At 60.7% G+C, this 25,102-nt stretch carries 19 protein-coding genes and 1 tRNA gene; 9 read left to right on the top strand and 11 right to left on the bottom strand.

Translation table 11 applies throughout. The features are described from left to right. Positions 1-3: 3 nt before the first annotated feature. From NCHU2750_RS14085 to cpdR1, 4 genes are all read right to left on the bottom strand, one after another. A complete protein-coding gene (locus NCHU2750_RS14085; RefSeq protein WP_119941071.1) occupies positions 4-402 on the bottom strand; it encodes a thermonuclease family protein in 399 nt (132 codons plus the stop codon). 7 nt (positions 403-409) lie between these two features. Continuing rightward, positions 410-1,063, bottom strand: coding sequence for a hypothetical protein (locus NCHU2750_RS14080; protein ID WP_119941070.1), 654 nt, complete (start codon positions 1,061-1,063; stop codon positions 410-412). A gap of 346 nt (positions 1,064-1,409) precedes the next feature. After that, positions 1,410-1,484: transfer RNA gene (locus NCHU2750_RS14070), tRNA-Val, on the bottom strand. A 187-nt stretch (positions 1,485-1,671) separates the two neighbouring features. Next, complete coding sequence (gene cpdR1 / locus NCHU2750_RS14065; protein ID WP_112457710.1) at positions 1,672-2,037, bottom strand: response regulator CpdR1; 366 nt, start codon at positions 2,035-2,037, stop codon at positions 1,672-1,674. 181 nt (positions 2,038-2,218) lie between these two features. Here cpdR1 and NCHU2750_RS14060 point away from each other — a divergent pair, with 181 nt between their 5' ends. Together NCHU2750_RS14060 and hisN are read left to right on the top strand one after the other, a co-directional pair. Beyond that, positions 2,219-3,106, top strand: coding sequence for an N-formylglutamate amidohydrolase (locus NCHU2750_RS14060; protein WP_119941068.1), 888 nt, complete (start codon positions 2,219-2,221; stop codon positions 3,104-3,106). Positions 3,107-3,452: 346 nt separating this feature from the next. Beyond that, positions 3,453-4,229 (top strand): histidinol-phosphatase, encoded by a 777-nt coding sequence (hisN, locus tag NCHU2750_RS14055; RefSeq protein WP_119941067.1) that lies wholly within the window; start codon positions 3,453-3,455, stop codon positions 4,227-4,229. A 37-nt stretch (positions 4,230-4,266) separates the two neighbouring features. Here the strand turns inward: hisN and NCHU2750_RS14050 are convergent, their stop codons facing one another. After that, on the bottom strand, positions 4,267-5,256 hold the full coding sequence (locus NCHU2750_RS14050; RefSeq protein WP_119943359.1) for an alpha/beta fold hydrolase: 990 nt from the start codon (positions 5,254-5,256) through the stop codon (positions 4,267-4,269). A gap of 462 nt (positions 5,257-5,718) precedes the next feature. Between NCHU2750_RS14050 and NCHU2750_RS14045 the strand changes: the two genes are divergently transcribed. After that, positions 5,719-6,201, top strand: a complete 483-nt coding sequence (locus tag NCHU2750_RS14045) for an Hsp20 family protein (RefSeq protein ID WP_119941066.1) — start codon at positions 5,719-5,721, stop codon at positions 6,199-6,201. Between the two features lie 83 nt (positions 6,202-6,284). On the opposite strand, the gene NCHU2750_RS14040 is transcribed toward NCHU2750_RS14045, so the two are convergent. After that, positions 6,285-7,283, bottom strand: a complete 999-nt coding sequence (locus tag NCHU2750_RS14040; RefSeq protein WP_119941065.1) for a bile acid:sodium symporter family protein — start codon at positions 7,281-7,283, stop codon at positions 6,285-6,287. A gap of 102 nt (positions 7,284-7,385) precedes the next feature. Between NCHU2750_RS14040 and NCHU2750_RS14035 the strand changes: the two genes are divergently transcribed. Continuing rightward, on the top strand, positions 7,386-8,240 hold the full coding sequence (locus NCHU2750_RS14035) for a LysR family transcriptional regulator (protein WP_119941064.1): 855 nt from the start codon (positions 7,386-7,388) through the stop codon (positions 8,238-8,240). A gap of 28 nt (positions 8,241-8,268) precedes the next feature. On the opposite strand, the gene NCHU2750_RS14030 is transcribed toward NCHU2750_RS14035, so the two are convergent. Further along, positions 8,269-9,321, bottom strand: coding sequence for a threonine aldolase family protein (locus NCHU2750_RS14030; RefSeq protein WP_119941063.1), 1,053 nt, complete (start codon positions 9,319-9,321; stop codon positions 8,269-8,271). A gap of 469 nt (positions 9,322-9,790) precedes the next feature. On the opposite strand from NCHU2750_RS14030, the gene gltB reads away from it, so the two are divergent. The 4 genes from gltB (at position 9,791) to NCHU2750_RS14015 (ending at position 17,856) form a co-directional block, all read left to right on the top strand. Next, on the top strand, positions 9,791-14,512 hold the full coding sequence (gene gltB / locus NCHU2750_RS14025) for a glutamate synthase large subunit (RefSeq protein ID WP_119941062.1): 4,722 nt from the start codon (positions 9,791-9,793) through the stop codon (positions 14,510-14,512). A 5-nt stretch (positions 14,513-14,517) separates the two neighbouring features. After that, positions 14,518-14,676, top strand: a complete 159-nt coding sequence (locus NCHU2750_RS30520; RefSeq protein ID WP_162939625.1) for a hypothetical protein — start codon at positions 14,518-14,520, stop codon at positions 14,674-14,676. A gap of 12 nt (positions 14,677-14,688) precedes the next feature. Then, a complete protein-coding gene (locus NCHU2750_RS14020; protein ID WP_119941061.1) occupies positions 14,689-16,143 on the top strand; it encodes a glutamate synthase subunit beta in 1,455 nt (484 codons plus the stop codon). A 213-nt stretch (positions 16,144-16,356) separates the two neighbouring features. Then, entirely contained in the window at positions 16,357-17,856 is a 1,500-nt protein-coding gene (locus NCHU2750_RS14015) for a DASS family sodium-coupled anion symporter (RefSeq protein ID WP_119941060.1), read from the top strand. A 68-nt stretch (positions 17,857-17,924) separates the two neighbouring features. On the opposite strand, the gene NCHU2750_RS14010 is transcribed toward NCHU2750_RS14015, so the two are convergent. Beyond that, positions 17,925-19,124 (bottom strand): SGNH/GDSL hydrolase family protein, encoded by a 1,200-nt coding sequence (locus NCHU2750_RS14010; protein WP_119941059.1) that lies wholly within the window; start codon positions 19,122-19,124, stop codon positions 17,925-17,927. A gap of 77 nt (positions 19,125-19,201) precedes the next feature. Next, entirely contained in the window at positions 19,202-20,380 is a 1,179-nt protein-coding gene (locus NCHU2750_RS14005) for a lytic murein transglycosylase (protein ID WP_245480411.1), read from the bottom strand. Between the two features lie 237 nt (positions 20,381-20,617). Here NCHU2750_RS14005 and galU point away from each other — a divergent pair, with 237 nt between their 5' ends. Then, positions 20,618-21,508 (top strand): UTP--glucose-1-phosphate uridylyltransferase GalU, encoded by an 891-nt coding sequence (gene galU, locus NCHU2750_RS14000; RefSeq protein ID WP_119941057.1) that lies wholly within the window; start codon positions 20,618-20,620, stop codon positions 21,506-21,508. 94 nt (positions 21,509-21,602) lie between these two features. Here the strand turns inward: galU and fucP are convergent, their stop codons facing one another. Further along, the gene (gene fucP / locus NCHU2750_RS13995) at positions 21,603-22,874 is read right to left on the bottom strand and encodes an L-fucose:H+ symporter permease (RefSeq protein ID WP_245480410.1); all 1,272 of its coding nucleotides are present in this window, start codon (positions 22,872-22,874) and stop codon (positions 21,603-21,605) included. A gap of 387 nt (positions 22,875-23,261) precedes the next feature. Next, on the bottom strand, positions 23,262-24,842 hold the full coding sequence (locus NCHU2750_RS13990; RefSeq protein ID WP_162939624.1) for an outer membrane beta-barrel protein: 1,581 nt from the start codon (positions 24,840-24,842) through the stop codon (positions 23,262-23,264). Positions 24,843-25,102 lie beyond the last annotated feature (260 nt).

Genomic DNA, 25,102 nt, shown 5'->3' with positions numbered 1-25,102 from the left:
TCATCATCGACCGTTACCTTGCTGGCCGCTGCACCAATCGTTCCTGATGCCCGGGCGCCATGCTCGGGCCGTCCCTTCCTTGATTAGGATTTGGCCAACCTCGCGCCCATCGGGCAGATAGAGGTTCACAAGTGGCCTTTTGCTCGGCGTCCGGTCGTGGCCTTTCACCTCGATCCTGATATCTTTCCCCTCAATGATATCCCGCAAGCGCTTATTGGCGATCAGTGCCAGCTTGCGTTCCTTCGTGCATCGGGCGTGACTGCCGATCTCAGGCGTGTCTATCCCCCACTCGTTCACGACGCCACCGCCAAGCAGGCGAAGGTTCTGACCGCCGGGCTGGCACTTCACGGTATCGCCGTCGATTACGAACAGCGAAGCGCAGATGAGAAGCGTACTCAACATTCAGACGTTAGAACTCTAGATCGAAATCATCTGCAAGAGGGGCGGTTCGACGGTTTTTCTTCGCCCGTTGCTCCGCAACGATGAGCGTGTCGAACGCGGCGCGTTGCGCTTCCTCCTTGGTTGAGAACACATCGCGAGTATACAGCGGTTTGTCTACGCCTCGGGTGTTAACAACCGCTCGCCAATATTTCCCTCTTTGAAAAACAGTAATAGTGAATGGCCCCTTCTTGAGGGTCGGATTTTGCTTTTGACTTAACCCCCAGCTCTTTAGGGTAGGAAAGCGTTTCCGCTTTGCGGCATCGCTACGCATTGATTTGTCACGGACCTCGGCTCCTGCCAAATCCTCTTCCATATGACCAGCGCAAACTACGCCGCAAGCAAGCTGCCCGTCGTATCGTGTATTGACCATGTAGTGAACGTAGCGGATTTCGACTGCCTCGCACATCTCGCACCGCTTCGCCGGCTCGCCTAGATCCTCGACGTTGATGCACTCCCAACCTTTTTTAGGAACGCCAGCTTCCGACCATTTTCCTCTTCCCCCTGCAGGACCGTCCATCCTATCCCTCCCGTTCGATTCCTCCTCAGCATCTATCCTCGCCTGACGGCGGGCAAGTGCTTTGGCGAGTTCGATTAGGGGATTGTATTCCTCGTCGGGCACCATTCCATCTCGCGCTAATCGTCAAAGTTATCTTTCCCGTCGGGTGCCAAGTCCGTCAAGGGATCAGGCTCTGCTTCTTCCCTGGCAATGACGGTAACGACCAGCGTTCGGAGATCGATCTTTACTATTGATCCAACCGTCTTGGCGGCTCGGAAAATCCTCTCAAGATCGGCCTGCCGGAATGCACCGCGACTCATGCGAAACCCCTCCGAAAGTGATTTTTAGGTGAGGGGAGCGTAGCGGGTTGCTCAACGTTTTCAATGGGCGCTGCGAGGGGGTAGGTGAGGGGTCTTGATAGCCCCAGAAAAGCAAAAAGCCCTGCGTTAACAGGGCCTTGCGAGTATCGGAATGGTGGGCGTGACAGGGATTGAACCTGTGACCCCTACGATGTCAACGTAGTGCTCTCCCGCTGAGCTACACGCCCATCCGATGTCGGCGCATAGACCATAGAGTGGTCGGGCCGTCAACTGGTTTTTTGGAAGAAATGCGAAGCTTTTTTGAAGGCCCCACATTTCCGGGATTTTGCGGCTGTGGATTGCCAGCCTTGGCCCCGAATAAATCCGGCCTCCGTCTGGCGGGGCCGGATTTCTCAAAAGAATCAGCCGATTGAATCAGGCTGCGGCAAGCATCTTGTTCACTTCGTCGACGAGGTCGCGAAGGTGGAAGGGCTTGGACAGGACCTTGGCATCCTTCGGAGCCTTGGAATCGGAGTTGAGCGCGACCGCTGCAAAACCGGTGATGAACATCACCTTCAGGTCCGGGTCGAGTTCGGTCGCCCGGCGGGCAAGCTCGATCCCGTCCATTTCCGGCATGACGATGTCGGTCAAAAGAAGGGAGAAGGGCTCTTCGCGGAGCCGGTCATAGGCGCTTGCGCCATTATCGAAAGAGGCGACCTTGTATCCCGCCTTTTCCAGTGCCTTCACCAGAAAACGGCGCATATCGTTGTCGTCTTCGGCGAGAAGGATTTTCTGTATCATCTTCGAGACCGCTATCCGTGCATGCCAGAGGTTGTAATGGTCACTCCACAATGCCTGTTTGCGGTAAATTTCCGTTTAACCGGCCTGGAAGGGTGTTGGTAGGTTATAGATAGTATGGACTTGGCGCCGGGCAACTGGCAACATGACGCGTCAGACTAGTTCGTGAAATGGTAAAGGCAGGATGGATCAGGCCGCGGGAGATTGCCAGCATTTCGAGGTCAGAGAGCCCGCGCTGCAAACCATTCCCTTCGTTTTCAACTCTCCCCATAGCGGCAGCCAATATCCTGTGGATTTCCTGGCGGAGAGCAATCTGGACGCGCTTTCCATCCGTCGTTCGGCCGATCATTACGTCGACGAGTTGTTTGCCGATGCGCCGGAGCTTGGCGCGCCGCTGCTCGTCGCACACTTTCCGCGTGCCTACCTCGATGTCAATCGCGAGCCCTATGAGCTCGATCCCAGGATGTTCGACGGTCCTCTGCCGCCATACGTCAATATCGGTTCGATGCGGGTCGCCGGAGGGCTCGGGACGATCCCGCGGATCGTCGCGGAAAACATGGAAATCTATCGCAAGCGTCTGTCGGTGGACGAGGGGTTGTCGCGGGTCGAGGGCATCTACAAGCCTTATCATGCCTGCCTCAGGAAGCTGATCGCGCGCACCCATGCGCGATTTGGCCTCAGCGTACTGATCGACTGCCATTCGATGCCTGGCAATATCCGGCTTTCCGGATCGGATGTGCGGCCTGATTTCATCATCGGCGATCGTTACGGCACCAGTGCATCGGCCGAGCTGTCGCGTGCAGCCCTGCAGTTTTTCGACGACATGGGTTTTACCGCCGTGCGCAACAAGCCCTATGCCGGGGGCTTCATCACCGAGCATTACGGCCGACCGGTCAGGGGGCTGCATGCCCTGCAGATCGAGATCAACCGTGGTCTTTATGTTGATGAGACGACACTCGAAAAGCGGGACGAATTTCCGATCATCGCTGCAGCGCTTTCGACCTTCATGCGTCGGATGTCCGACTATGTCGCTGATTTCTCAGGCGGCATGACCGCGCTCGCGGCGGAATAAAAATCTTGCAAATCTCTGGCTGGATGGGCGCCCGCGGGCGCAGCACGCTTCTTGCTGTGCTTCGAAGCGGAAAAACGGGCAAAAAAAACCGCGCTATTCGCGCGGCTAAGTCTAGGGAGGAAACACCCAAGGAGGGTATTTACAGTCAAAGACTGTGAGGAAGAACATACTGTCAGGTATGCACATTTGTCAAGCATCTTTTTGTGGTGATTAAATTTGCGTCATTTTTAGGCTTTATGATGAATGCTGCGGCATGGATTTGCGGTTATCGTGGTTTTCATCGTCGTCGGGACGTCTTATGACAGGCGTATCCATGCGCCGTATTTCAAAGACACAGGAGTTGCCGATGTTGCCCGACCGCGCTTTCTTCGATGCGCTTGCCCAAGCTGCAAAGGAGGAGACCCTGCCGCGTTTCCGCACCGGCATTTCGGTGGTCAACAAGGCGGCGGGCGGCTTCGATCCGGTGACCGAGGGCGACCGGGCGGCCGAAACGGCAATCCGGGCGCTGATTGCGGACAAATTTCCAGATCACGGCATTCTGGGCGAGGAGCACGAGAATGTCGGGCTCGACCGGGAGCATGTCTGGGTGATCGATCCGATCGACGGCACGCGCGCCTTCATCTCCGGCCTACCGGTCTGGGGCACGCTGATCGGCTTCCGCTCCAACGGACGGGCGGTGATGGGTGTGATGGATCAGCCGTTTACCGGCGAGCGCTATTTCGCCGATGGCAGCCGGTCCTGGTATTCCGGCCCGGATGGCGAGCGGCAGATTTCCGTGCGCGATTGCGGGTCGCTTTCGGATGCGATCCTGTTCACCACCTCGCCGCATATCTTCAAGGGCGAGGATCTCGTCCGCTATCGTGCGGTCGAGGGCAAGGTGCGGCTGTTCCGCTATGGCTGTGATTGCTATGCCTATGCTCTGCTTGCTGCAGGCCATGTCGATCTGGTGGTGGAAAACAGCCTGCAGCCCTATGATGTCGGTGCGCTGATCCCGATCATCGAGCAGGCCGGCGGTATCATCACCACCTGGGATGGCGGGCGTCCGGAAGGCGGCGGAAATATCATCGCGGCCGGATCGAGGGCCGTTTACGAAGAGGCGATGGAACTGCTTTCGAAGGCCTGATCGACGGTTTGCGCGGCGGCGCTGTCCGCATGTCCGTTCAGGCGGCGGTCTCGAAAATATCCAGCCCGCCGTCGAGGCCGGGCATGAATGTCTCGATCGCGGCCATAGCCTGGGCGCGATAGATATCCTTGTCCTGAAACAGTTCGTGGCGACCGCCGGTTACGGTGATCAGCTGTCCGGCACGGAAATTGCGAGACAGTTCCTCCTGCAGCCGGTACGGCACGACGCCGTCGAGGACCGGTGCGAGGATCAAGGTGGGGATCGTGATCTTCGTGAGGTGAGCCTGAAGCGATACGCGGCTTGCAGCCTTCAGTGTCTCGTGAACCCAGCGTGCCGTCGGCGCGCCGACCGTCAGCTCCCGGAATGTCTTGTAGAGTTCGATATTACGCTCGAAACGCGGGCGGTCGCCGGTCAGGCCGTTGCCTTCAAAGGGGATGATGCGGTGGTCACCGCCGAGCTGCATGCCGCCAAGGCCGGTCCAGGCCATCGCCCTTGCCAGAGGCCGCACGAGTTTTTCTGAGGCGGGCTGATTGTGGAAGCCGATATAGGGGGCGCAGAGCGCCATGCGGCTGATGCGGTTGGACAGTCGCGGCGCGGCCGAAAGCGCGATCAGCGCGCCGGTGGAATGGGCGACGAGGAAGAAGGGCAGGCGGGCATCCGGAAGGACGATCTGCTCCAGAAATATCTCGAGGTCCTTCTCATAGTCGCTGAAGCGGCGGACATGGCCTTTGCGCGGATCCTTCGTCAGTCGCTCCGAGCCGCCCTGGCCGCGCAGGTCGTAGGTGGCGACCCACAATCCCATGTCGTTCAGCTGGCGGATGGTCTCGAAATATTTCTCGATGAACTCGTTGCGGCCATGGAGCAGCACAATCGTGCCGCGGGCCGGCAGGATGTGGCTGCGGAACAGGGCATAGCGCAGCCTCGCACCGCGATGACCGGCAAAATACCCGGCGGTAAAATCCTCCGGTGCCGGATTGTCCGGGGTCGGATGGAGGATGTCGTCGTTGATCTGGGGCAGTTCGCTCATGCCGGTCAGGGTCGGGCGAAGGGGCGTCGAGGTCAAGTGAAATATCCCCGACACAAAGAACAGCTGCGGCGTGGGCGGGTTTCTGCCGGTGGGGAAAGAAGGCCGGAACCGGCGTTACGGGGGCTGCACGGTTCCGGCAAAAGGAGCTGAAGCGAAGAAGGCACGTATGCGACTTCAGCCGGGGAGGGGTACTCGACCTCCCTTGTGTTCGTTCTAGATGCCGGCGGCTGAACCGCTGCCGAACCGGGCATTCACCCGGCATTCATGGCTGGTTCCGGCGCCCTCGATGCCGTTGGCCTCGGAATTTTCAGGTGGTTTCGGAGGGGGCTTGAAGCCGGGTTTGGCAATTCCCATCTTCATTCTGCGGGCGCCGAAAGGGTCCGCTGAACGGGGTCTTCATCGCCAGAACGGGATGTCGACACCCAAACCGAAAACCGCAACGTCGCTTCAATGGAGGACATTATGCGTCACGTCGATTTTTCCCCTCTCTACCGCTCCACCGTCGGTTTCGACCGTCTTTTCAATCTGCTCGACAATCGCAATTTTGCCGACCAGACCCAGACCTATCCGCCCTATAATATCGAGCGGACCGGCGAAAACACCTATCGCATCACCATGGCCGTCGCCGGCTTCGACGAAAGCGAGCTTTCGATCGAATTCCAGGCCCATGCGCTGACCGTCAAGGGTGAAAAGAGCGAGGAAGACGGGGCAGACCAGAGCGAATATCTCTATCGCGGAATTGCCAAGCGCGCCTTCGAGCGCCGCTTCCAGCTTGCCGATCATGTCGAAGTCGAGACCGCATCTCTCAAGAACGGGCTGCTTCACATCGATCTGGTGCGCAATATCCCCGAAGCGATGAAGCCGCGTCGCATCGCGATCGCCGCCGAAGCCGGCGATACCGCCAAGACGATCGAGGCACAGATCGCTCCGCAGCAGGTCAATTAACGCACTATCCTTCGATCTCCAGTCGAAGACAGTCCAAGGCGCCTCCTCCGGAAACGGAGGGGGCGCTTTCGTGTTAGCGGCGGTCAGGCCGCGGCTGGTTCTGCCTTGATCTCCTTGGCCTTGAGGCGCTCGGCATATTTTTGGGCGAGCACTGCGCAGGTCATCAGCTGGATCTGGTGGAACAGCATGATCGGCAGAACGATGGCGCCGATCGAGGCGGAGCCGCCGGCGAAGATGGCGTTTGCCATGGGCACGCCGCTGGCGAGCGATTTCTTCGAGCCGCAGAAGGTGATGGTGATCTCGTCTTCCTTGTTGAAGCCGAGCAGGCGGCTGCCGAACATGGTGATGCACAGGACGGCTGCGAGCAGCACTATATCGAGGATGATGACGACGGCGATATCGGCCAGCGAGAAGGTGTGCCAGATGCCGCCGATGACGGCCGCCGAGAAGGCCGAATAGACGACCATCAGGATGGAGCCGCGGTCAAACGGCATCAGGAGCTTCTTCTTGGAGCGGATCCAGCTGCCGATCCAGGGCTGCAGCAACTGGCCGAGGACGAAAGGTGCGAGAAGCTGCAGTGCGATCTTTTCCAGTGCGTCGAGCGACACGCCGCCACCGCCGGTCGTCGAGAGGAGCAGCGCGATCAGCGCGGGCGTCAGGAACATGCCGAAAATGTTGGAGCCGGATGCCGCGACGATTGCGGCGGGAACATTGCCGCCCGCCATGGAGGTGAAGGCGATCGACGACTGCACCGTCGAGGGCAGGACGCAGACGAACAGCAGGCCGAGATAAAGCGATTTCGGCAGGATGCTTTCGGGAATGAAGCCGAGGGCAAGGCCCAAAATCGGAAAGATGACGAACGTGGTGAGCAGGATCGTCAGATGCAGACGCCAGTGCAGCAGGCCGGCGACCACCGTGTCGCGGGCAAGGCGGGCGCCGTGCAGGAAGAACAGCAGGCCGATGGCGATGTCGGTTGCGATCGCAAACCAATCCGCCAAAGCCCCGTAAACGGGAAAGATGGAGGCCAGGATCACGGTCCCGACCAGCATCATCGTATATTGGTCAGGCAGGAAACGTTTCATCGGATGCTCCTCAAGCTGCGCCCGTCAAAATGGAATTCTTGTGGTTTCTCTTATCGTGAATTAGAATGCAACCATTAACAGTTATTGTGAAATGTAATTGCGATGCTGAACCTTCATCATCTCGACAGTTTCCTCATGCTGCAGCGGACCGGCAGTTTCACCGAGGCGGCATCAAGGCTCGGCCTGTCCCAGTCGACGGTGACCCAGCATATCCAGCGGCTGGAGAAGTCGCTTGGGCGGCAACTGGTCTTCCGTGACACTCACCAGGTGCGGCTGACTGTCGATGGCGAGGCGTTGGTCGGCTATGCGCGCGGCATGCTCGATCTCAACGGTCAGGTCCTGTCGCTGTTCGGCGAAAGCCGGCTGCGCGGCAGGCTGCGGCTCGGCGTGTCGGAAGATGTGGTTGCCAATCGGCTGACGGGCATATTGGAGGATTTCATCCGACTGCATCCGCTGGTCGACCTGGAACTGACTGTAGCGCTGTCGGCGGTGCTCAACCAGATGCAGGATGCCGGCGATCTCGATCTCGTGCTGGCCAAGCGCCATATCGGCGAAACGCATGGCAGGCTGCTCTATCGCGAGCCGCTGGTATGGCTGGCGCGTGATCCCCACTTTGCGCCGGCCAAGGATGGCGTGCTGCCGCTGATCGCCTTTCCGCCGCCCTCGATCACGCGACGGGTGGTGCAGGAGGCGCTGGACCGGGAGAAGCTTGCATGGCGGGTCGTCTGCACCTGCGGCAGCCTGAGCGGGCTGACGGCCGCAGCGCGAGCCGGCATGGGCGTCATGGTGCAGCCGCGCAGCATGGTGCCGGAGGGGTTGCGGGAAATTGCCGGCGACCGGCTGCCGCGGCTCGATGACGTTGAGTTCGTGCTGATCCCGCGGCGTGGCGCCGATGCGGTGATGGTCGAGGCCCTGTCGAGCCTGATTGCGGCGCGGATTACGCCGCAATCAGTCTAGTTCGTGGTTGTTGCTCGCAAGGCTCGGATCAGGCAGCGGCGCAGATCGACAGGAACTGGTCGACATCCTCTTCCGTCGTGGCAAACGAGGTGACCATGCGGATCAGGGTCTCGTCCTCGCCGACCTTTTCCGGCATGTCGCGCGGTTCCAGCCAGTCATAGAACTTGGCGCCCTTGTCGGCTGCTGCCTTGGCTGCTGACTTGGGCAGAATGGCGAAGACTTCGTTCGATTGGGTCGGCCATGCGAGGCGGGCGCTGTTGAGTGCGCCGAAGCCAGTGCGCAGGCGGTTTGCCATCGCATTGGCATGGCCGGCGAGGCCAAGCCAGAGATCGTCCTTGAGATAGGCCTCGAACTGGGCGGCGATGAAGCGCGACTTGGAGAATAGCTGGGCGGTGCGCTTGCGCAGGAAGGCGAAATCCTTGGCCAGTTCGGGATCGAAGAAGACGATCGCCTCGGCGCACCAGCAGCCGTTCTTGGTGCCGCCGAAGGAGAGAACGTCGACGCCGCGCTTCCAGGTCATCTCGGCCGGCGTGCATCCCAGCGCCATCAATGCGTTGGCAAAGCGGGCGCCATCCATGTGCAGCGGCAGGTCGTTGTCCTTGGCAATCCTGGCGATCGTGTCGATCTCATCGAGCGTATATATGGTGCCGACCTCGGTGGCCTGGGTCATGGTGACGGCGGCGGCGCGGCCGTGATGGACGGCATCCTGCGGATATCTTGCGATCCGTTCGACCAGGTTTTCCGGCAGCATCTTGCCTGCCGGGCCCTCGACCGCCACCATGCGCATGCCGGAGAAGAAGTCCGGAGCACCGCATTCATCCTCGATCACATGGGCTTCGGAATGGCAGAAGGTCAGCCCGCCGGGCCGCGCCAGGCTGGCGAGCGACAGGGAGTTGGCTGCCGTGCCCGTGGCGACGAAGAAGACCGCGACTTCCTTCTCGAATATTTCGTTAAATCGCTGCTCGATGGAGCGATCGAGGTCACTCGTTCCATAAGCCGCGGCAAAGCGGGTCGATTCCTTCGACAAACGGTCGTTGATCGCAGGATGGGCTCCTGCCCAGTTGTCGGAGGCGAAGAACATGGAAAGGCACCTTGGGATTGGTTTGGAGGGTGTGTGGAGATTAAGGCTTTTTCGCTTTCACGCAACGGGAAAGCCGGTCCGGGAGCCGCGGTCCTTTCCGTCTGGCAATGAAAAGGTGTTCCGGTTGCAATCGGCGTAATTAAATTTCGTGTAACTCACGGAAATCGTAACAGAGTGTCGTCTACGGTGTGGTTTTTTGCAGACATGCCCTTGCCGGAAGGTTAAAATCGTGCGATAGAAAAATGGAAATTAGGACAGCTTTTCTGTCCTAATTCCGGCGGCAAAGCTTCTAAATCGGATGCGTGCCGCTGACCTCAGCGCCGATCCGGGCTGGACTTGAACTTAATTTGGGTTCTCGTTTGGTACCTGAGCGGCGCCGTCGCATGACCGGCAGGTGCAGGTGTCATCTGCAGGATTTGATAAAGTGCCACCTTGCTCGCCTGATCGGCGGCCAACAGGAGGAATGACGATGACAAAGAAGACGATAGACGTGCACTGTCCCTCCGACATAGCTTCCGCGAAGGCGGAAGAGCGTGTGCCTTTCGTTGCGTCCGGCATTCCAGCGGCACAGGGTCTCTACGATCCGCGCAACGAACATGACGCCTGCGGCGTTGGCTTTATCGCCAACATGAAGGGCATCAAGTCGCACCAGATCGTCAAGGATGGTCTGTTTATTCTTGAAAACCTCACCCATCGCGGTGCCGTGGGTGCAGATCCGCTGATGGGCGACGGTGCCGGCATTCTGGTGCAGATCCCCGATCGCTTCTTCCGTGAGGAAATGGCGGCGCAGGGCATCACCCTGCCGAAGGCCGGCGAATATGCCGTCGGTCACTTCTTCATGCCGCGCGATCCCGAGCAGATCGAACATTTCAAGCAGGCGATCATCGATGTGATCGCCGAAGAAGGTCAGCAGTTTCTTGGCTTCCGTGAGGTTCCGGTCGATAACTCGTCGCTCTCCAAGGCGCCGGCGATTGCCGCGACCGAGCCCTATCACTGTCAGGTCTTCATCGGTGCGGGTCGCGATGCCGCAACCAATGCCGAATTCGAGCGACAGCTCTTCCTCGTGCGCAAGGTTATTTCCAACCGCATCTATGACCAGTTCGGCGGGCAGGAGACCGGTTTTTATCCGGTGTCGCTGTCGTCCTCGACCATCGTCTACAAGGGCATGTTCCTGGCCTATCAGGTCGGCGCATATTACAAGGATCTGGCCGACCCGCGGTTCGAGACGGCGGTGGCACTCGTCCATCAGCGTTTCTCGACCAATACCTTCCCGTCGTGGAAGCTGGCGCATCCCTACCGCATGGTCGCCCATAACGGCGAAATCAACACGCTGCGCTCCAATGTCAACTGGATGGCGGCGCGTCAGGCTTCCGTGTCTTCGCCGCTGTTCGGCGACGACATTTCCAAGCTCTGGCCGATTTCCTACGAAGGCCAGTCCGATACGGCCTGCTTCGACAACGCGCTCGAGTTCCTCACCCGCGGCGGCTATTCGCTCGCGCATGCGATGATGATGCTGATCCCAGAAGCCTGGGCCGGCAACCAGTCGATGTCGAAGGAGCGCAAGGCGTTCTACGAATACCATGCTGCGCTGATGGAGCCGTGGGACGGTCCGGCGGCCGTCTGCTTCACCGACGGCAAGCAGATTGGTGCGACGCTCGACCGTAACGGCCTGCGTCCGGCCCGCTATCTCGTCACCGACGACGACCGCGTCATTCTTGCTTCCGAAGCCGGCACGTTGCCGGTGCCGGAAGAGAAGATCATCAAGAAGTGGCGCCTGCAGCCGGGCAAGATGCTGCTGATCGACATGGAGAAGGGCCAGATCGTCTCCGACGAGGAGCTGAAGACCTCGCTTGCCACGCGCCATCCCTATGGCCAGTGGCTCGATCGCACGCAGCTCATCCTCGAAGACCTGAAGCCGGTCGAGCCGCGCGCGCTGCGCCGCGACGTGTCCCTGCTCGATCGCCAGCAGGCCTTCGGCTACACGAGCGAAGACACCAAGATCCTGATGTCGCCGATGGCGACGACGGGCCAGGAAGCGATCGGCTCGATGGGCACCGATACGCCGATCTCGGCCATGTCGGACAAGTCGAAGCTGCTCTATACCTATTTCAAGCAGAACTTCGCGCAGGTGACCAACCCACCGATCGACCCGATCCGCGAAGAATTGGTCATGAGCCTCGTGTCGTTCATCGGGCCGCGGCCGAACATTCTCGACCATACGGGCATGGCGAATGCCAAGCGTCTTGAAGTGCGCCAGCCGATCCTGACCAATGGCGATCTCGAAAAGATCCGCTCCATCGGCCATACGGAAGAGCTGTTCGACACCAAGACGCTCGACTTCACCTATGACATCGAGCGTGGCGCCGAAGGCATGCCGGAAATGCTCGACCGCCTTTGCGAACGGGCAGAAGCGGCGGTCAAGGGAGGCTACAACATCATCGTGCTTTCCGACCGCCAGATCGGTCCGGACCGCATTGCGATCCCAGCGCTGCTGGCGACCGCTGCCGTGCATCATCACCTGATCCGCAAGGGGCTTCGCACCTCGGTCGGCCTCGTGGTGGAGAGCGGCGAGCCGCGCGAAATCCATCATTTCTGCTGCCTTGCCGGCTTCGGCGCGGAAGCGATCAACCCGTATCTTGCCTTCGACACGCTCACCGACATGCATATGCGCGGCGAGTTTCCGAAGGAAGTCGATGCGTCGGAAATCGTCTATCGCTACATCAAGGCTGTCGGTAAGGGCATCCTCAAGGTCATGTCCAAGATGGGCATCTCGACCTACCAGTCCTACTGCGGCGGCCAGATCTTCGATGCGGTCGGTCTGAACTCTGAGCTGGTCGACAAGTATTTCTTCGGCACGGCGACTTCGATCGAAGGCATCGGCCTGACCGAGATCGCCGACGAAACCGTGTCGCGTCACCATGCCGCCTTCGGCAAGGATCCGGTTCTGGCCTCGACGCTCGATATCGGCGGCGAATATGCCTATCGCATGCGTGGCGAAAGCCATGCCTGGACACCGGATGTCGTGGCGACCCTGCAGCATGCCGTTCGCGGCAACAGCCAGGACCGCTACCGCGAGTTCGCCGAGATGGTGAACGAGACCTCGGTCAGGATGAACACCGTGCGCGGCCTGTTCAAGATCAAGTCGGCGGATGCGCTCGGCCGCAAGCCGGTGTCGATCGACGAGGTCGAGCCGGCGGTTGATATCGTCAAGCGCTTCTCGACGGGAGCCATGTCCTTCGGTTCGATCTCCCGCGAGGCGCATACGACGCTTGCGATCGCGATGAACAGGATCGGCGGCAAGTCGAACACCGGCGAGGGTGGCGAGGAGAGCGATCGCTACCTGCCGCTGCCGGATGGTTCGATGAACCCCGAGCGTTCGGCAATCAAGCAGATCGCATCGGGCCGCTTCGGCGTCACAACCGAGTATCTGGTCAATGCCGACATGCTGCAGATCAAGGTGGCGCAGGGTGCAAAGCCCGGCGAAGGCGGCCAGCTGCCCGGCCACAAGGTCGATGCAACCGTCGCCAAGACCCGTCACTCGACGCCGGGTGTGGGTCTCATCTCGCCGCCGCCGCACCATGACATCTATTCGATCGAAGATCTGGCGCAGCTGATCTACGACCTGAAGAACGTCAACCCGACCTCGGATATCTCGGTCAAGCTGGTCTCGGAAGTCGGCGTCGGCACGGTTGCCGCCGGTGTGGCCAAGGCGCGCGCCGACCATATCACGGTCGCAGGCTTCGATGGCGGTACCGGTGCTTCGCCGCTCACCTCGCTGAAGCATGCCGGTTCGCCGTGGGAAATCGGCCTTGCCGAGACCCAGCAGACGCTGGTGCTGAACGGTCTTCGCTCGCGTATCGCGCTGCAGGTGGATGGCGGCCTGAAGACCGGCCGTGATGTCGTCATCGGCGCGCTTCTCGGCGCCGACGAATTCGGCTTCGCGACGGCTCCGGTCATCGCCGCCGGCTGCATCATGATGCGCAAGTGCCATCTCAACACCTGCCCGGTTGGCGTTGCCACCCAGGACCCGGTTCTGCGCAAGCGCTTCAAGGGCACACCGGAGCATGTCATCAACTACTTCTTCTTCGTTGCAGAGGAAGTGCGCGAGATCCTGGCATCGCTCGGCTTCACCAGGTTCGACGAGATCGTCGGTCTTTCCGAGTTGCTCGAGAAGGACGACATGCTGGCGCACTGGAAGTCCAAGGGGCTCGATTTCACCAAGATCTTCCACAAGGTCGATGCTCCGAAGGAAGAGACCTACTGGACGACCCGCCAGAAGCACCCGATCGACGACATTCTCGACCGCAAGCTGATCGAGAAGTCTCAAGCCGCGCTCGAACACAAGGAGCCGGTGGTCTTCGAAGTGCCGATCAAGAATGTCGACCGTTCTGCCGGCGCGATGCTTTCGGGCGCGCTTGCCAAGCGCTGGGGCCACAAGGGGCTGAAGGACGACACGATCCATGTGACGCTGACCGGTACGGCCGGCCAGTCCTTCGGTGCCTTCCTCGCGCGCGGCATCACCTTCGATCTCGTGGGCGACGGCAACGACTATGTCGGCAAGGGCTTGTCGGGTGGCCGCATCATCGTGCGCCCGCCGGAGAATTCCAAGATCGTCGCCGAGAACTCGATCATCGTCGGCAATACCGTGCTTTACGGTGCGACGACGGGGGAGTGCTACTTCCGCGGCGTTGCCGGCGAGCGTTTCTCGGTGCGCAACTCGGGCGCGATCGCGGTCGTCGAAGGGGTGGGCGACCATGGCTGCGAATACATGACCGGCGGCATCGTCGTCGTGCTCGGTGAAACGGGACGCAACTTCGCGGCCGGCATGTCGGGCGGCGTCGCCTATGTGCTCGACGAGAAGGGCGATTTCGCCAAGCGCTGCAACATGGCGATGGTCGAACTCGAGCCGGTTCCGGAAGAGGACGACATGCTGGAGAAGCTGCACCATCACGGCGGCGACATCATGCACAAGGGACGTGTCGACGTTTCCGAGGACATGACGCGCCACGACGAGGAGCGTCTCTACCAGCTGATCTCCAACCACATGCACTATACGGGCTCGACCCGCGCCAAGGAGATCCTTGACCGCTGGACCGAGTTCCGTCCGAAGTTCCGCAAGGTCATGCCGGTCGAATATCGCCGCGCGCTAGTCGAGATGGAACGCATGCGGATGGGCGTGGCGGCAGAGTAAGCCGAATGGCTCTGGCCCACCGATTGATTGCGGTGGGCATCGCGGTCGCCATTCCGGCGGCCGTGTTCCTGGCGAGCGGCAATCTCGCAATAGAATTCATCGTGCTGGGGGCGACCGTGGGTGTCGCCTGTCGGTACTGGGGGCCAACGGGCACCCTGCTTTGAAGAGGGAATGACATGGGCAAGGTTACGGGTTTCATGGAAATCGACCGGCAGGTGGGCAAGTATCAGCCTGCATCCGATCGTATCCGCCATTTCCGCGAATTCACCATTCCGATGTCGGATGCGGAAGTGACCAAGCAGGCCGCCCGCTGCATGGACTGTGGCATTCCCTATTGCCACGGTCCGACTGGCTGTCCGGTGCATAACCAGATCCCGGACTGGAACGATCTGGTCTATAACAACAAGTGGGAAGAGGCGATCCGCAACCTCCATTCCACCAACAACTTCCCGGAATTTACCGGTCGCGTCTGTCCGGCGCCTTGCGAGGAAGCGTGCACGCTGAACCTTGAGGATGCGCCGGTTGCGATCAAGACGGTCGAGCAGGCGATTGCCGACAAGGCCTATGAGCTCGGCTATATCGTGCCGCAGCCGGCAACGGTGAAGACCGGCAAGAAGGTTGCCGTGATCGGCTCCGGCCCGGCAGGCATGGCGGCTGCCCAGCAGCTCGCCCGCGCCGGCCATGAAGTGCATGTCTACGAGCGCGAGAGCAAGGCCGGTGGCCTGCTGCGCTACGGCATTCCGGACTTCAAGATGGAGAAGAACTTCATCGATCGCCGCGTCGAACAGTTGACCGGCGAGGGCGTGACCTTCCATTACGGCGTCAATATCGGCATCGACAAGAAGGTTGAGGAGCTGACGGCGGAATATGATGCCGTCGTCTATTGCGGTGGTTCGGAAACCCCGCGCCCGGCCGGCATTCCCGGCACCGAACTGCATGGCGTCTATGATGCGATGCCCTATCTGGTGCAGCAGAACCGCCGCATCGGCCGCGAAAACATCGACAGCGTCGCATGGCCGGCCGAGCCGATCCTCGCCGGTGCCAAGCATGTCGTCGTCGTCGGCGGTGGCGATACGGCATCCGACTGCGTCGGCACGGCGTTCCGCCAGGGTGCCGTCAAGGTGACCCAGCTCGACATCCGTCCGCAGCCGCCGGAAAAAGAAGACAAGCTTGCCGTCTGGCCGTTCTGGGCCACCAAGATGCGCACCTCGTCTTCCCAGGCGGAAGGTGCGATCCGCGAGTTCCAGGTGGCAACGCTCGAATTCATCGGCGAAGACGGTCAGCTGACCGGCGTGCGCTGCTGCGAAGTGGATGAACGCCGCAAGCCGATCGCCGGCACGGATTTCATCATCAAGGCCGATCTCGCCTTCATCGCCATCGGTTTCTCCGGTCCGATGAAGGAAGGTGTGCTGAGCGAACTCGAGGGCAAGCTTGAGATCAATGTGGACCGCCGCGGCTCGACCAATGTCGTTGCCAATGATCGCGACTACAAGACCTCGGTCGACAAGCTGTGGACCGCCGGCGACGTGCGCCGGGGCCAGTCATTGGTCGTCTGGGCAATCCGCGAAGGCCGTCAGGTTGCCCGCGCGATCGACGAAGCTCTGATGGGAAGCTCCGTCCTGCCGCGTTGAGATGCAGAGGGGCCAGCAGGCCCCGTCGCCACGAAACGAGACCGTCTTGCTCCCACCGGGCAAGGCGGTTTTTTATTGCATGGATGGTGCCGCGGAATTCACGCCAATTTGACCAACGTCAAGGGGAGAGGGCATTCGGGGAGGTAACGCCTTGAGGGACAGGGCAAGGCAGAAGTCTTGGCCCGAGACACCCGCAATACAAGGCCTCCGCCTATGAACATCCCCGCCATCCTGAATTACTTCAAGGCGATGGTTCCGTTCCGGATCATCCCTGCCGTCATCACCACCGTCTTCCTCGTCGTGCTTCTGGCGCTGCCCGCTCCCACGGGCCTCGACGAGAACGGCTGGCGCATGCTGGCCATCTTCCTCACCACCATTCTGGCCATCATCCTGAAGGTTATGCCGATCGGCGTCATGGCGCTGATGGCGATCGTCATCGTCTCGCTTGCTGAGGTCACCTCGCCCAGTTCCAAGGGCGCGGTTGCCGATGCCTTGAGTAGCTTTGCCAATCCGCTGATCTGGCTGATCGTTATCTCGGTTCTGATCTCGCTGGGCTTGAGGAAGACCGGGCTTGGCCGGCGCATCGGCCTCGGGTTCATCGCTCTGCTCGGCAAGCGGACGATCGGCATCGGTTACGGTCTGGTCTTTTGCGAACTGATCCTCGCCCCCTTCACCCCCAGCAACACCGCGCGCGGTGGCGGCATCATCCATCCGATCATGAAGTCGATCGCGCATGCCTTCGATTCGGAGCCGGAAAAGGGCACTCAAGGGCGCGTCGGCACCTATCTGGCGCTGGTCAATTATCACGCCAACCCGATTTCGTCGGCCATGTTCGTCACCGCGACTGCGCCGAACCCGCTGGTGCTCGAATATATCTCGAAGGCGACCGGCGGACACATGCACCTGACATGGGTCAGCTGGGCGCTTGCCATGTTCGTTCCGGGCGTGATCGCGATGGTGATCATGCCGCTGGTGCTTTACCTTATCTCGCCGCCTGAATTGAAGCGCACGCCGGACGCTGTTTCCTATGCCCGCAAGGAATTGGCCATGATGGGCCCGATTTCCGGCAAGGAAATCGTGATGATCTGCACCTTCGCGCTGCTGCTGGTGCTCTGGGCCAATGTGCCGGCGATGATCTTCGGCGATGCCTTCACGCTCGACCCGACCGGGGTTGCACTGATCGGCCTCTTCGCACTGCTGATTACCGGCACGATCGACTGGAACGACGTGCTTTCGGAAAAGAGTGCCTGGGATACGCTGATCTGGTTCGGTGCGCTGGTGATGATGGCCGACCAGCTGACCAAGCTCGGGGTGATCGGCTGGTTCTCGACCGGCATGAAGGACGTCATCGCCCATGCCGACCTCAGCTGGCAGATGACCGCCGCGGTGCTGGTGCTGATCTTCACCCTGTCGCACTATCTGTTCGCCAGCACGACCGCGCATGTGAGCGCCATGATGCTTGCGTTCCTCACCGTCGGCGTGATGCTGATCCCGGCCGAGTATCAGGCCGTGTTCCTGCTGATGATGGCGGCCGCCTCGTCGATCATGATGACGCTCACCCATTATGCCACCGGCACCTCGCCGATCATCTTCGGCAGCGGTTACATCACCATGGGCAAGTGGTGGGGCGTTGGCTTCATCATGTGCGTGGTCAATCTGGTGATCTTCGCGGTCGCCGGCGCCATCTGGTGGAAGGCTCTCGGCTACTGGTGAGCCCGCTGCCGCGCAGCAGATCCTTTCGATAAGCAATGGAGCAGGCGCCGGAAGCGGCGCCTGTCCTGTTATTGTGTCTTGATCATCCGGTAATTATCGACACGGCCTGCCGGGGCCGGGTCGAGTTCGCCGCGCCTGACGAGTTTGTCGCGCGGCGACTGGGTGAGCCCGCCTGCTGCGGGGACCGAGGACATCAGGTCCTTGCCTCCGTCGAGATCGGGATCAGACAGACTGATCGGCTGCGCCAGACGGGCCGCTGCGGGATCTGCCGGCAGGCCGAGGGCGGGCAGGCTTGCAGCATCCAGATTGACGATTTCGGGGCTTGCCATGTCGCCCAGATGGCGGCGGGCGAGCTTTTCCACATAGAAGGCGAGCTTCTGCTTGCCGGCCTGGGTGAAGGTAATGCCATCGGCGCTGCGCAGGCGCACCTGCTGGCCGCTGACATCGGAACCGGTGACGATGAACTTTCCGTCCTCGTCGACGAAACCGTCCCAGATGTCGACGAATTCGCCACCGGCCTCTTCGGTACGGGCACGGTAGATGGCGTTGAGCTTGGCGGCATCGGCCATCATCGAGGGCGACTGGAAGGAGGGCAGCCCGACCCAGAGAAGCGGCAGCTTGCGCGCGGTCACGATGCGGGCGATCTCCGTGACGCGGCGCTGGTACTCGTCGAACCATGCGTCGGTGCGGAACTTCTCCTTGCCGCCCGAGGTCATCTGCTGGCGGTCGTTGGCGCCGAGCATGACGACGACGATTGCCGGCTTGGTTTCGTCCAGTATGCCGGGAAGCTCCGCAATCCAGTTGTAGTGGTCGTCGCGGACGAGACCGGAGGATCCGTCGCTGCGGGTGATGACTGCGACACCGGGCGAGGCTTCGAAGGTAGTTTCAAGCTCCGCGCCGATATTGCCGGCAAGGAAGTCACCGACAACCAGAATCTTGCGGGCATTTTCCAGCTTCGCCACGGGCTCCGGCTTGGGCGGCGTCATGGGGACGGGCGGTCTAGTCGGCGGCGTGGCGCGGACCGAACCGCGATTGCGGTCGCGGCGCGGCGCCATGTCGATGATCGAACCGTCACGCCGGTCATATTGCGGCGGCGGCTCCTCGCGCTCGTAGCGGGGTCCGCCGAACAGCAGATCGAACAGATTGCGCCGTCGCACCATTTCCTGCGCTTCCGCGGTAAGCGGATAGCTACCAACCGTCATGATCGCCGCGAGGATGCCGCAGGCGAGGCGTCGCAGAAGAGGGCGTTCGGAACTTTTGCCAGACATTTTCGCCAATCCAGCCATTCTCATCGATCCAGACGGGCTATGGTTCTACACGATCCTGCGCCCATACCGTCCGTCGGTCAACGCAGGGCGCGCAGTAGGCGCTGCGACGGCTCGCCGTCGGCCTGCATGCCGAGGCGCTGCTGGATGGCGGAAATCGCCGCTTTCGAGCCGGAGCCGAAATTGCCGTCGATCTCGCCGTCATAATAGCCGAGCTGCTTCATGCGCGATTGCAGCTCGAATTTCTCCTTGACGTCGAGCGTGCCATCCGGGCGCGGCCAGGACTGCTGCAGGCCGCCATAGCCGGCGATCTCGTCGGCCAGAAGCCCGACTGCCAATGCGTAGCTGTCGGCGGCGTTGTATTTCTTGATGGTATAGAAGTTCTTCATCATCAAGAAGGCGGGGCCGTTGGCGCCGGCCATCAGCTTGAGCGTCGCGCGGTCGGAGCCGCGCGGGAAGCTCTTGCCGTTCGGCCGAGTAAAGCCGAGTGCTGCCCATTGGGAGAGCGTCTTCGTCTGGCCCTCGTATCTGGCGGCGCCAGAGGGCAGGACGGCTTCGTAACCCCAGGTCTTGCCGGGCGTCCAGCCGTTCTGCGAAAGCAGGTTGGCGGAGGTTGCCAGCGCGTCCGGGATCGAGTGCCAGATGTCGCGCTTGCCGTTGCCATCGGCATCGACCGCATAGAGAAGATAGCTCGTCGGGATGAACTGGGTATGGCCCATGGCGCCGGCCCAGGAGCCGGTCAGCTGTTTTGCCGTCACATCGCCGGATTGCAGGATCTTCAGCGCTGCGATGAGCTGGGTGCGAGCGAATTTTGCCCGCTTGGGATCGGCCCAGGCAAGGGTCGCCAGCGCCTGCGGCACGTGATGCATGCGCTCGGGATTGTCCAGCACTGCCCCATAATTGGATTCCATCGACCAGATGGCGAGCAGGATATATTTATCGACGCCGAAATGCCGCTCGATCGCGTTGAGCGTCGCGCCATGGCGAGACAACATCTGACGGCCAACCTGGGCGGTATAGGGATTGACGCGGCTATCGAGATATTCCCAGATCGGCGTCTTGAATTCCGGCTGGAATTGCGCCTTCTCAAGCACTTCCTGGTCAGGCTCGCTCACGCCGGCGAAAGCCTTGTTATAGGTCGTACGGGTAATGCCGCTCTCTGCGGCTGTGCGGTAGAAATTTGCAACCCAGGCCTTGAAGCCGGCGTCTGCGCGGGCATCTAATGGCATCATGCCCATGGCAAGGCCTGCTGCAAGCATGAGGGCGAAGCTACGCGAGCGGGTGCGGAAATTCGTCATCGGTAGTCTATCCGTTCCTTCATTCGCCGTTCATGGCGTGACTGGTATGCGGCTCAACGATGTCTTAACGGAATAGAGTCAACAAATTCTTTACCATAGGTAGCGCGTTTGTGGCAGTCCTTTGCGAAACGGTAGCAAATGAGCGCTAGACGCCTAAAAGTTCAATTCTGCACAATGATGTGCATTCAGGAGGCATGAGTGTCTGAAAAGCGTAAGATCCGCAAAGCAGTCTTCCCGGTCGCCGGGCTCGGGACGCGTTTCCTGCCGGCCACCAAGGCCGTTCCGAAGGAAATGCTGACTGTCGTCGACAAGCCGGTCATCCAGTATGTGGTCGACGAGGCCGCCGAAGCCGGTATCGAGCATTTCGTCTTCGTCACCGGTCGTGGCAAGGGCGTCATCGAAGACTATTTCGATATCCAATTTGAACTCGAGCAGATGCTGCGCGAGCGCAACAAAAATGCCGAACTGACGCTTCTGTCCCACATCCTGCCGAAGGCCGGCACGGCGAGCTTCACCCGCCAGCAGGTGCCGCTCGGTCTTGGACATGCCGTGTGGTGCGCCCGCGACATCGTCGGCGACGAGCCTTTCGCCGTGCTTCTGCCCGACATGATCATGTCGTCGGAAAAGAGCTGCCTCAAGGGCATGGTCGAGCTCTACGAGCATACCGGCGGCAACGTTCTCGCCGTCGAGGAATGCGATCCGGAACAGGCCCATAAATACGGTATCGTCGGCAAGGGCGCTTCCGTCGGCAATGGCGGCTTCAAGATTACCGAGATGGTGGAAAAGCCGGCCAAGGGCACTGCTCCGTCGAACTTCTTCATCAACGGCCGCTACATCCTGCAGCCGGAGATCTTCAAGATCCTCGAAACCCAGGAACGCGGTGCCGGCAACGAGATCCAGTTGACCGACGGCATGCTGGCGCTTGCCAAGAGCCAGGAATTCGCCGCCTATCCGTTCACCGGCGAGACCTATGACTGCGGCGCAAAGGACGGCTTCATTCTGGCCAACCTTGCTTTCGCGCTACAGCGTGCGGACATTCGTCCGGCGATCGAAGGTCCCTTGAAGGCGCTGGCCGCCAAGCTGAAATAACGAGACCGATATCCCGAAACAGAAAAGCCCCCGCGGCATCCGCGGGGGCTTTTCCTATTGGGCGGGCGGGGACCTGCCCGTCCTGTCTTCGGTCTCAGACCACCTTGTGGCCCTTGAGACCGTAATAGAAGATGTAGATGTAGCACAGGACCGGCATCAGGAATGCCATGTGGATGGTGAACGCATCAGCCAGGGCGCCCATGATCACCGGGATGATGGCGCCGCCGACGATTGCCAGGCACAGGATGCCCGAGCCCTGGCTGGTATGGCGGCCGAGGCCCTTCAGCGCCAGGCTGAAGATCGTCGGGAACATGATCGAGTTGAACAGGCCGACTGCCAGCACTGCCCACATGGCAAGCTTGCCGCCGGTGAAGACGGTGACCAGAAGCAGGATCGCAGCCAGGAGGGCGTTGAAGGCCAGTGCCTTGCCATCGGCGATATAGCGCATGGCATAGGCGCCGATGAAACGTCCGACCATTGCGCCACCCCAGAAATAGGAGACGTAGTGGGCGGCTTCGGATTCCGGCAGGCCGGCGATGGACGGTTCGTGCAGATAGTTTACCAGGAAGCTGCCGACCGAGACTTCACCGCCGACATAGACGAAGATGCCGACCGCGCCGAGGATGAGGTGCCGGTAGGACCATGCGGAGGCACGTTCGCCGCCTTCGGAGGATACTTCCTCTTCCTCGATATGGGGAAGCTTGAGTGCAGCAAAGATCGCCGACAGGACCAGGAAGGCGATGGCGAGGATCATGTAGGGGAAGCGGACGGAGTCGGCTTCTTCCAGGCGCAGGGTTTCCAGCTGCTGGCCAGTTGCTGTGGCGATGTCGCCCGTGGCTGCCGACAGGATCAGGAAGGCGCCGAACAGCGGGGCAATTGTGGTGCCGAGCGAGTTGAAGGCCTGGGTGAGGGTCAGACGGCTGGCTGCGGTTTCAGGTGCACCAAGCTCGGTGACGTAGGGGTTGGCTGCGACCTGCAGCACCGTTACGCCGGCGGCGAGAACGAAGAGCGCGCCGAGAAACAGCCCGTAGACGCGGTAGCTGGCGGCCGGAATGAAGAGCGCGCAACCGAGTGCGGCGATCAGCAGGCCGACGACGATGCCCCACTTGTAGCTGATGCGCTTGACCAGCGCGCCGGCGGGCAGCGAGACGATGAAGTAGGCACCGAAGAAGCAGAGCTGAATCAGCATGGACTGCGTGTAGTTCAGCGAGAAGACGTTCTTCAGATGCGGGATCAGGATGTCGTTCAGGCAGGTGATGAAGCCCCACATGAAGAAGAGCGACGTCAGGGCGACAAGAGCGAACTGATAGTTGTTGGCACCGGTGCCGGACGGCTGGGCGCCTCCGGCCTTTGTGCTGCTGGTGATGGGACTAGCCAATTTGGAACCTCAAACTTACGCCATGCGGCAATGCTGCATTGCGGCAAAAATGTGCCGTCTGAATCCGCTATATGTTGCAGTTGCTCACAGTTGGAAGAGGGTTTTCGCTGCAATTGTGAATACTCCACCGGTTAAAGCGGATCGCGGCTTCGAAAAATGGCTTGCTACCTTTGCGTTTGAGACATGGCAAAAGTATCGGTTGTGATGGGGCGGCGAAACAATCGTTCGTGCCTCTGTCAAGTAAGGACACTATGCGGCATATTGGCCCGAGAAATTAAGCTGCCTCTTATGCATCTGCTCAAATTGAGTGCAAAGTTATTGGTCCGCCTTAGGTATCCATGCTTGTATTGCAATCCGAATATCACGGAAAAGTGATCATCGTTTCACCGCAAGGCCGACGCCGGCGCGCAGGATACCCTGATCGGAGCCGCCGCCCGTCGTGCGTTCATATTCGACGTCGCCGGTCAGTTCGACATAGCGGCTGATGCTCCATGTGAGGCCGGTGCCGGCGATCCACGTGACGTTATCCTCGCCGCCATTGCCGAAGTCGCGATATGTCGTGCTGCCGGTGAGACGGGCGACGAGATGGTCGCGCATCTGGTGAGCGAGGACGGAACTCAACTGGTATTCGGCCCAGCCGCTTTCGCCGGGCGTGGTGGAATCTTGGACTGTAGTGCGCAGCCCGAAGCTGACATCGGTGCCGCGATGCGGCGACCAGTTGGCCTTGCCATCCAGTGTCAGGCCATCGACAGCTTTCAGGCGCGGATCTTCATAGGCGACGTGCTGGTAGCCGGCAGCGAGTTCGCCACTAAGCTTCTCACCAAAATCGAATGCCACGCCGGCGCGGCCGGCATAGTTGTTGGACGATCGTTCATAGCCCGAATCGTCGCGGCGCCGGTCATAGACTGTATGGCCCATGGCGATTTCGGCAAAGGGAATGATGGCGGGTGAGAGTTCGTAGCCGAGGCGCAGACGGCCATCGATGCCGGTGCGGTCGCGGTCCTTCATGCTCAGCACCGTGCCGTCGGCGAGTTTGGCATCGGTATAGACCTGCCGGCTTGCGCCGATCGCCGCGAGGCCACGAATGCGACCCGCTTCTCTTTCGATCGAAGCCTCGCCGCCGAATTCGTGCACGCCGGCCTGCTCGGACGCGTCGCCGATGGCGTTCGGATCCGAAACATCCTCTCGCTGGAAATTGTAGCGACCGATCACATGGCCCGTCGTGTGGTCGGCAAGGTCAAGGCGCAGGTCTGCCTCGATGTTGGCGTGCGGTTCCGTATCGTTCTGGCTGCCGTTGATGTTGCGCTGGAAAACGCCGTCGCCGGTGACGGTCAGCGCGTGGCGGGACCAGTCCGAGGAAAGCGTGCCGCGAATGCCCGTGGCCAGGAAGTTACGCGTTTCCTTGTAGCCGCTGTCGTGGGTGACTTCGGTATTGATGCTCTGGCTGACCGTGGGCCTGAGGCGAAAGGTGCCCAGAGGAATGCCGGGCGCGTCATCGGTCGAGGCGCGCTGCTCTTCCCATTCCGGCCGCCCGATCGGCGTCGTGCCCTGATCGATCGCCTCATCGGCAGGCTGGTTGAGGTCTTCCTCATAGGGCTGGGTGGTGTCCAGTGCGCCATCGGCATTCCGCTGGGCTGCTCTGGCGGCGGTGCTGGCGTTGGTGCGAACGGCAGATGCACTCGGATCGGCCGTGGCGATGCCGGTCGGATCGAGCGTCGGGTCTGACTGGTCCGTTATGGCTGAAGGATCGGCGGTGGCCGCGCCCTGCGTGATGGTTGTCGTGCCGGCCGTGCCGAACTGGCTGTCTGAGAGAGCGGGGAGCGTGCTTGAGCCGGACGACGGGAGGCTCTGGGCCGCGACGTTGCAGGCTGCAGACAGGGATGCCAGTGCGGCGACGACACCGATGGTCGTCCGTCGCCCCTGTCGGGTCGCACCTGTCTGTAGGATGTTCTTCATCAAATGCCCGGCAAGCTCAGATCTCTGCCCGAATGCATGTTCGCCGTCATCTTTCCTCCACAGCCACCTATATGGTAAGTGCATGAGAGATAATGATTTTCCATGCTTTCGGGCGCTTGCCGGCATCCTAGGGCAGAAGGGTTAGTTTATGGTTAACAGGTGGTAAAGGCATGACGGCAAGCCTTTCGATATCTGCCCTTGAACGTGTTGGTCGTGATTCGGAACTGAAGAATACCATCGATGGTTGCCGGCTCGAAGAT

The organism is Neorhizobium sp. NCHU2750 (genome assembly GCF_003597675.1).
Classification (GTDB): domain Bacteria; phylum Pseudomonadota; class Alphaproteobacteria; order Rhizobiales; family Rhizobiaceae; genus Neorhizobium.
The sequence above is the reverse complement of the archived record's forward strand: the minus strand, read 5'-3'. Positions and strand labels throughout refer to the sequence as shown.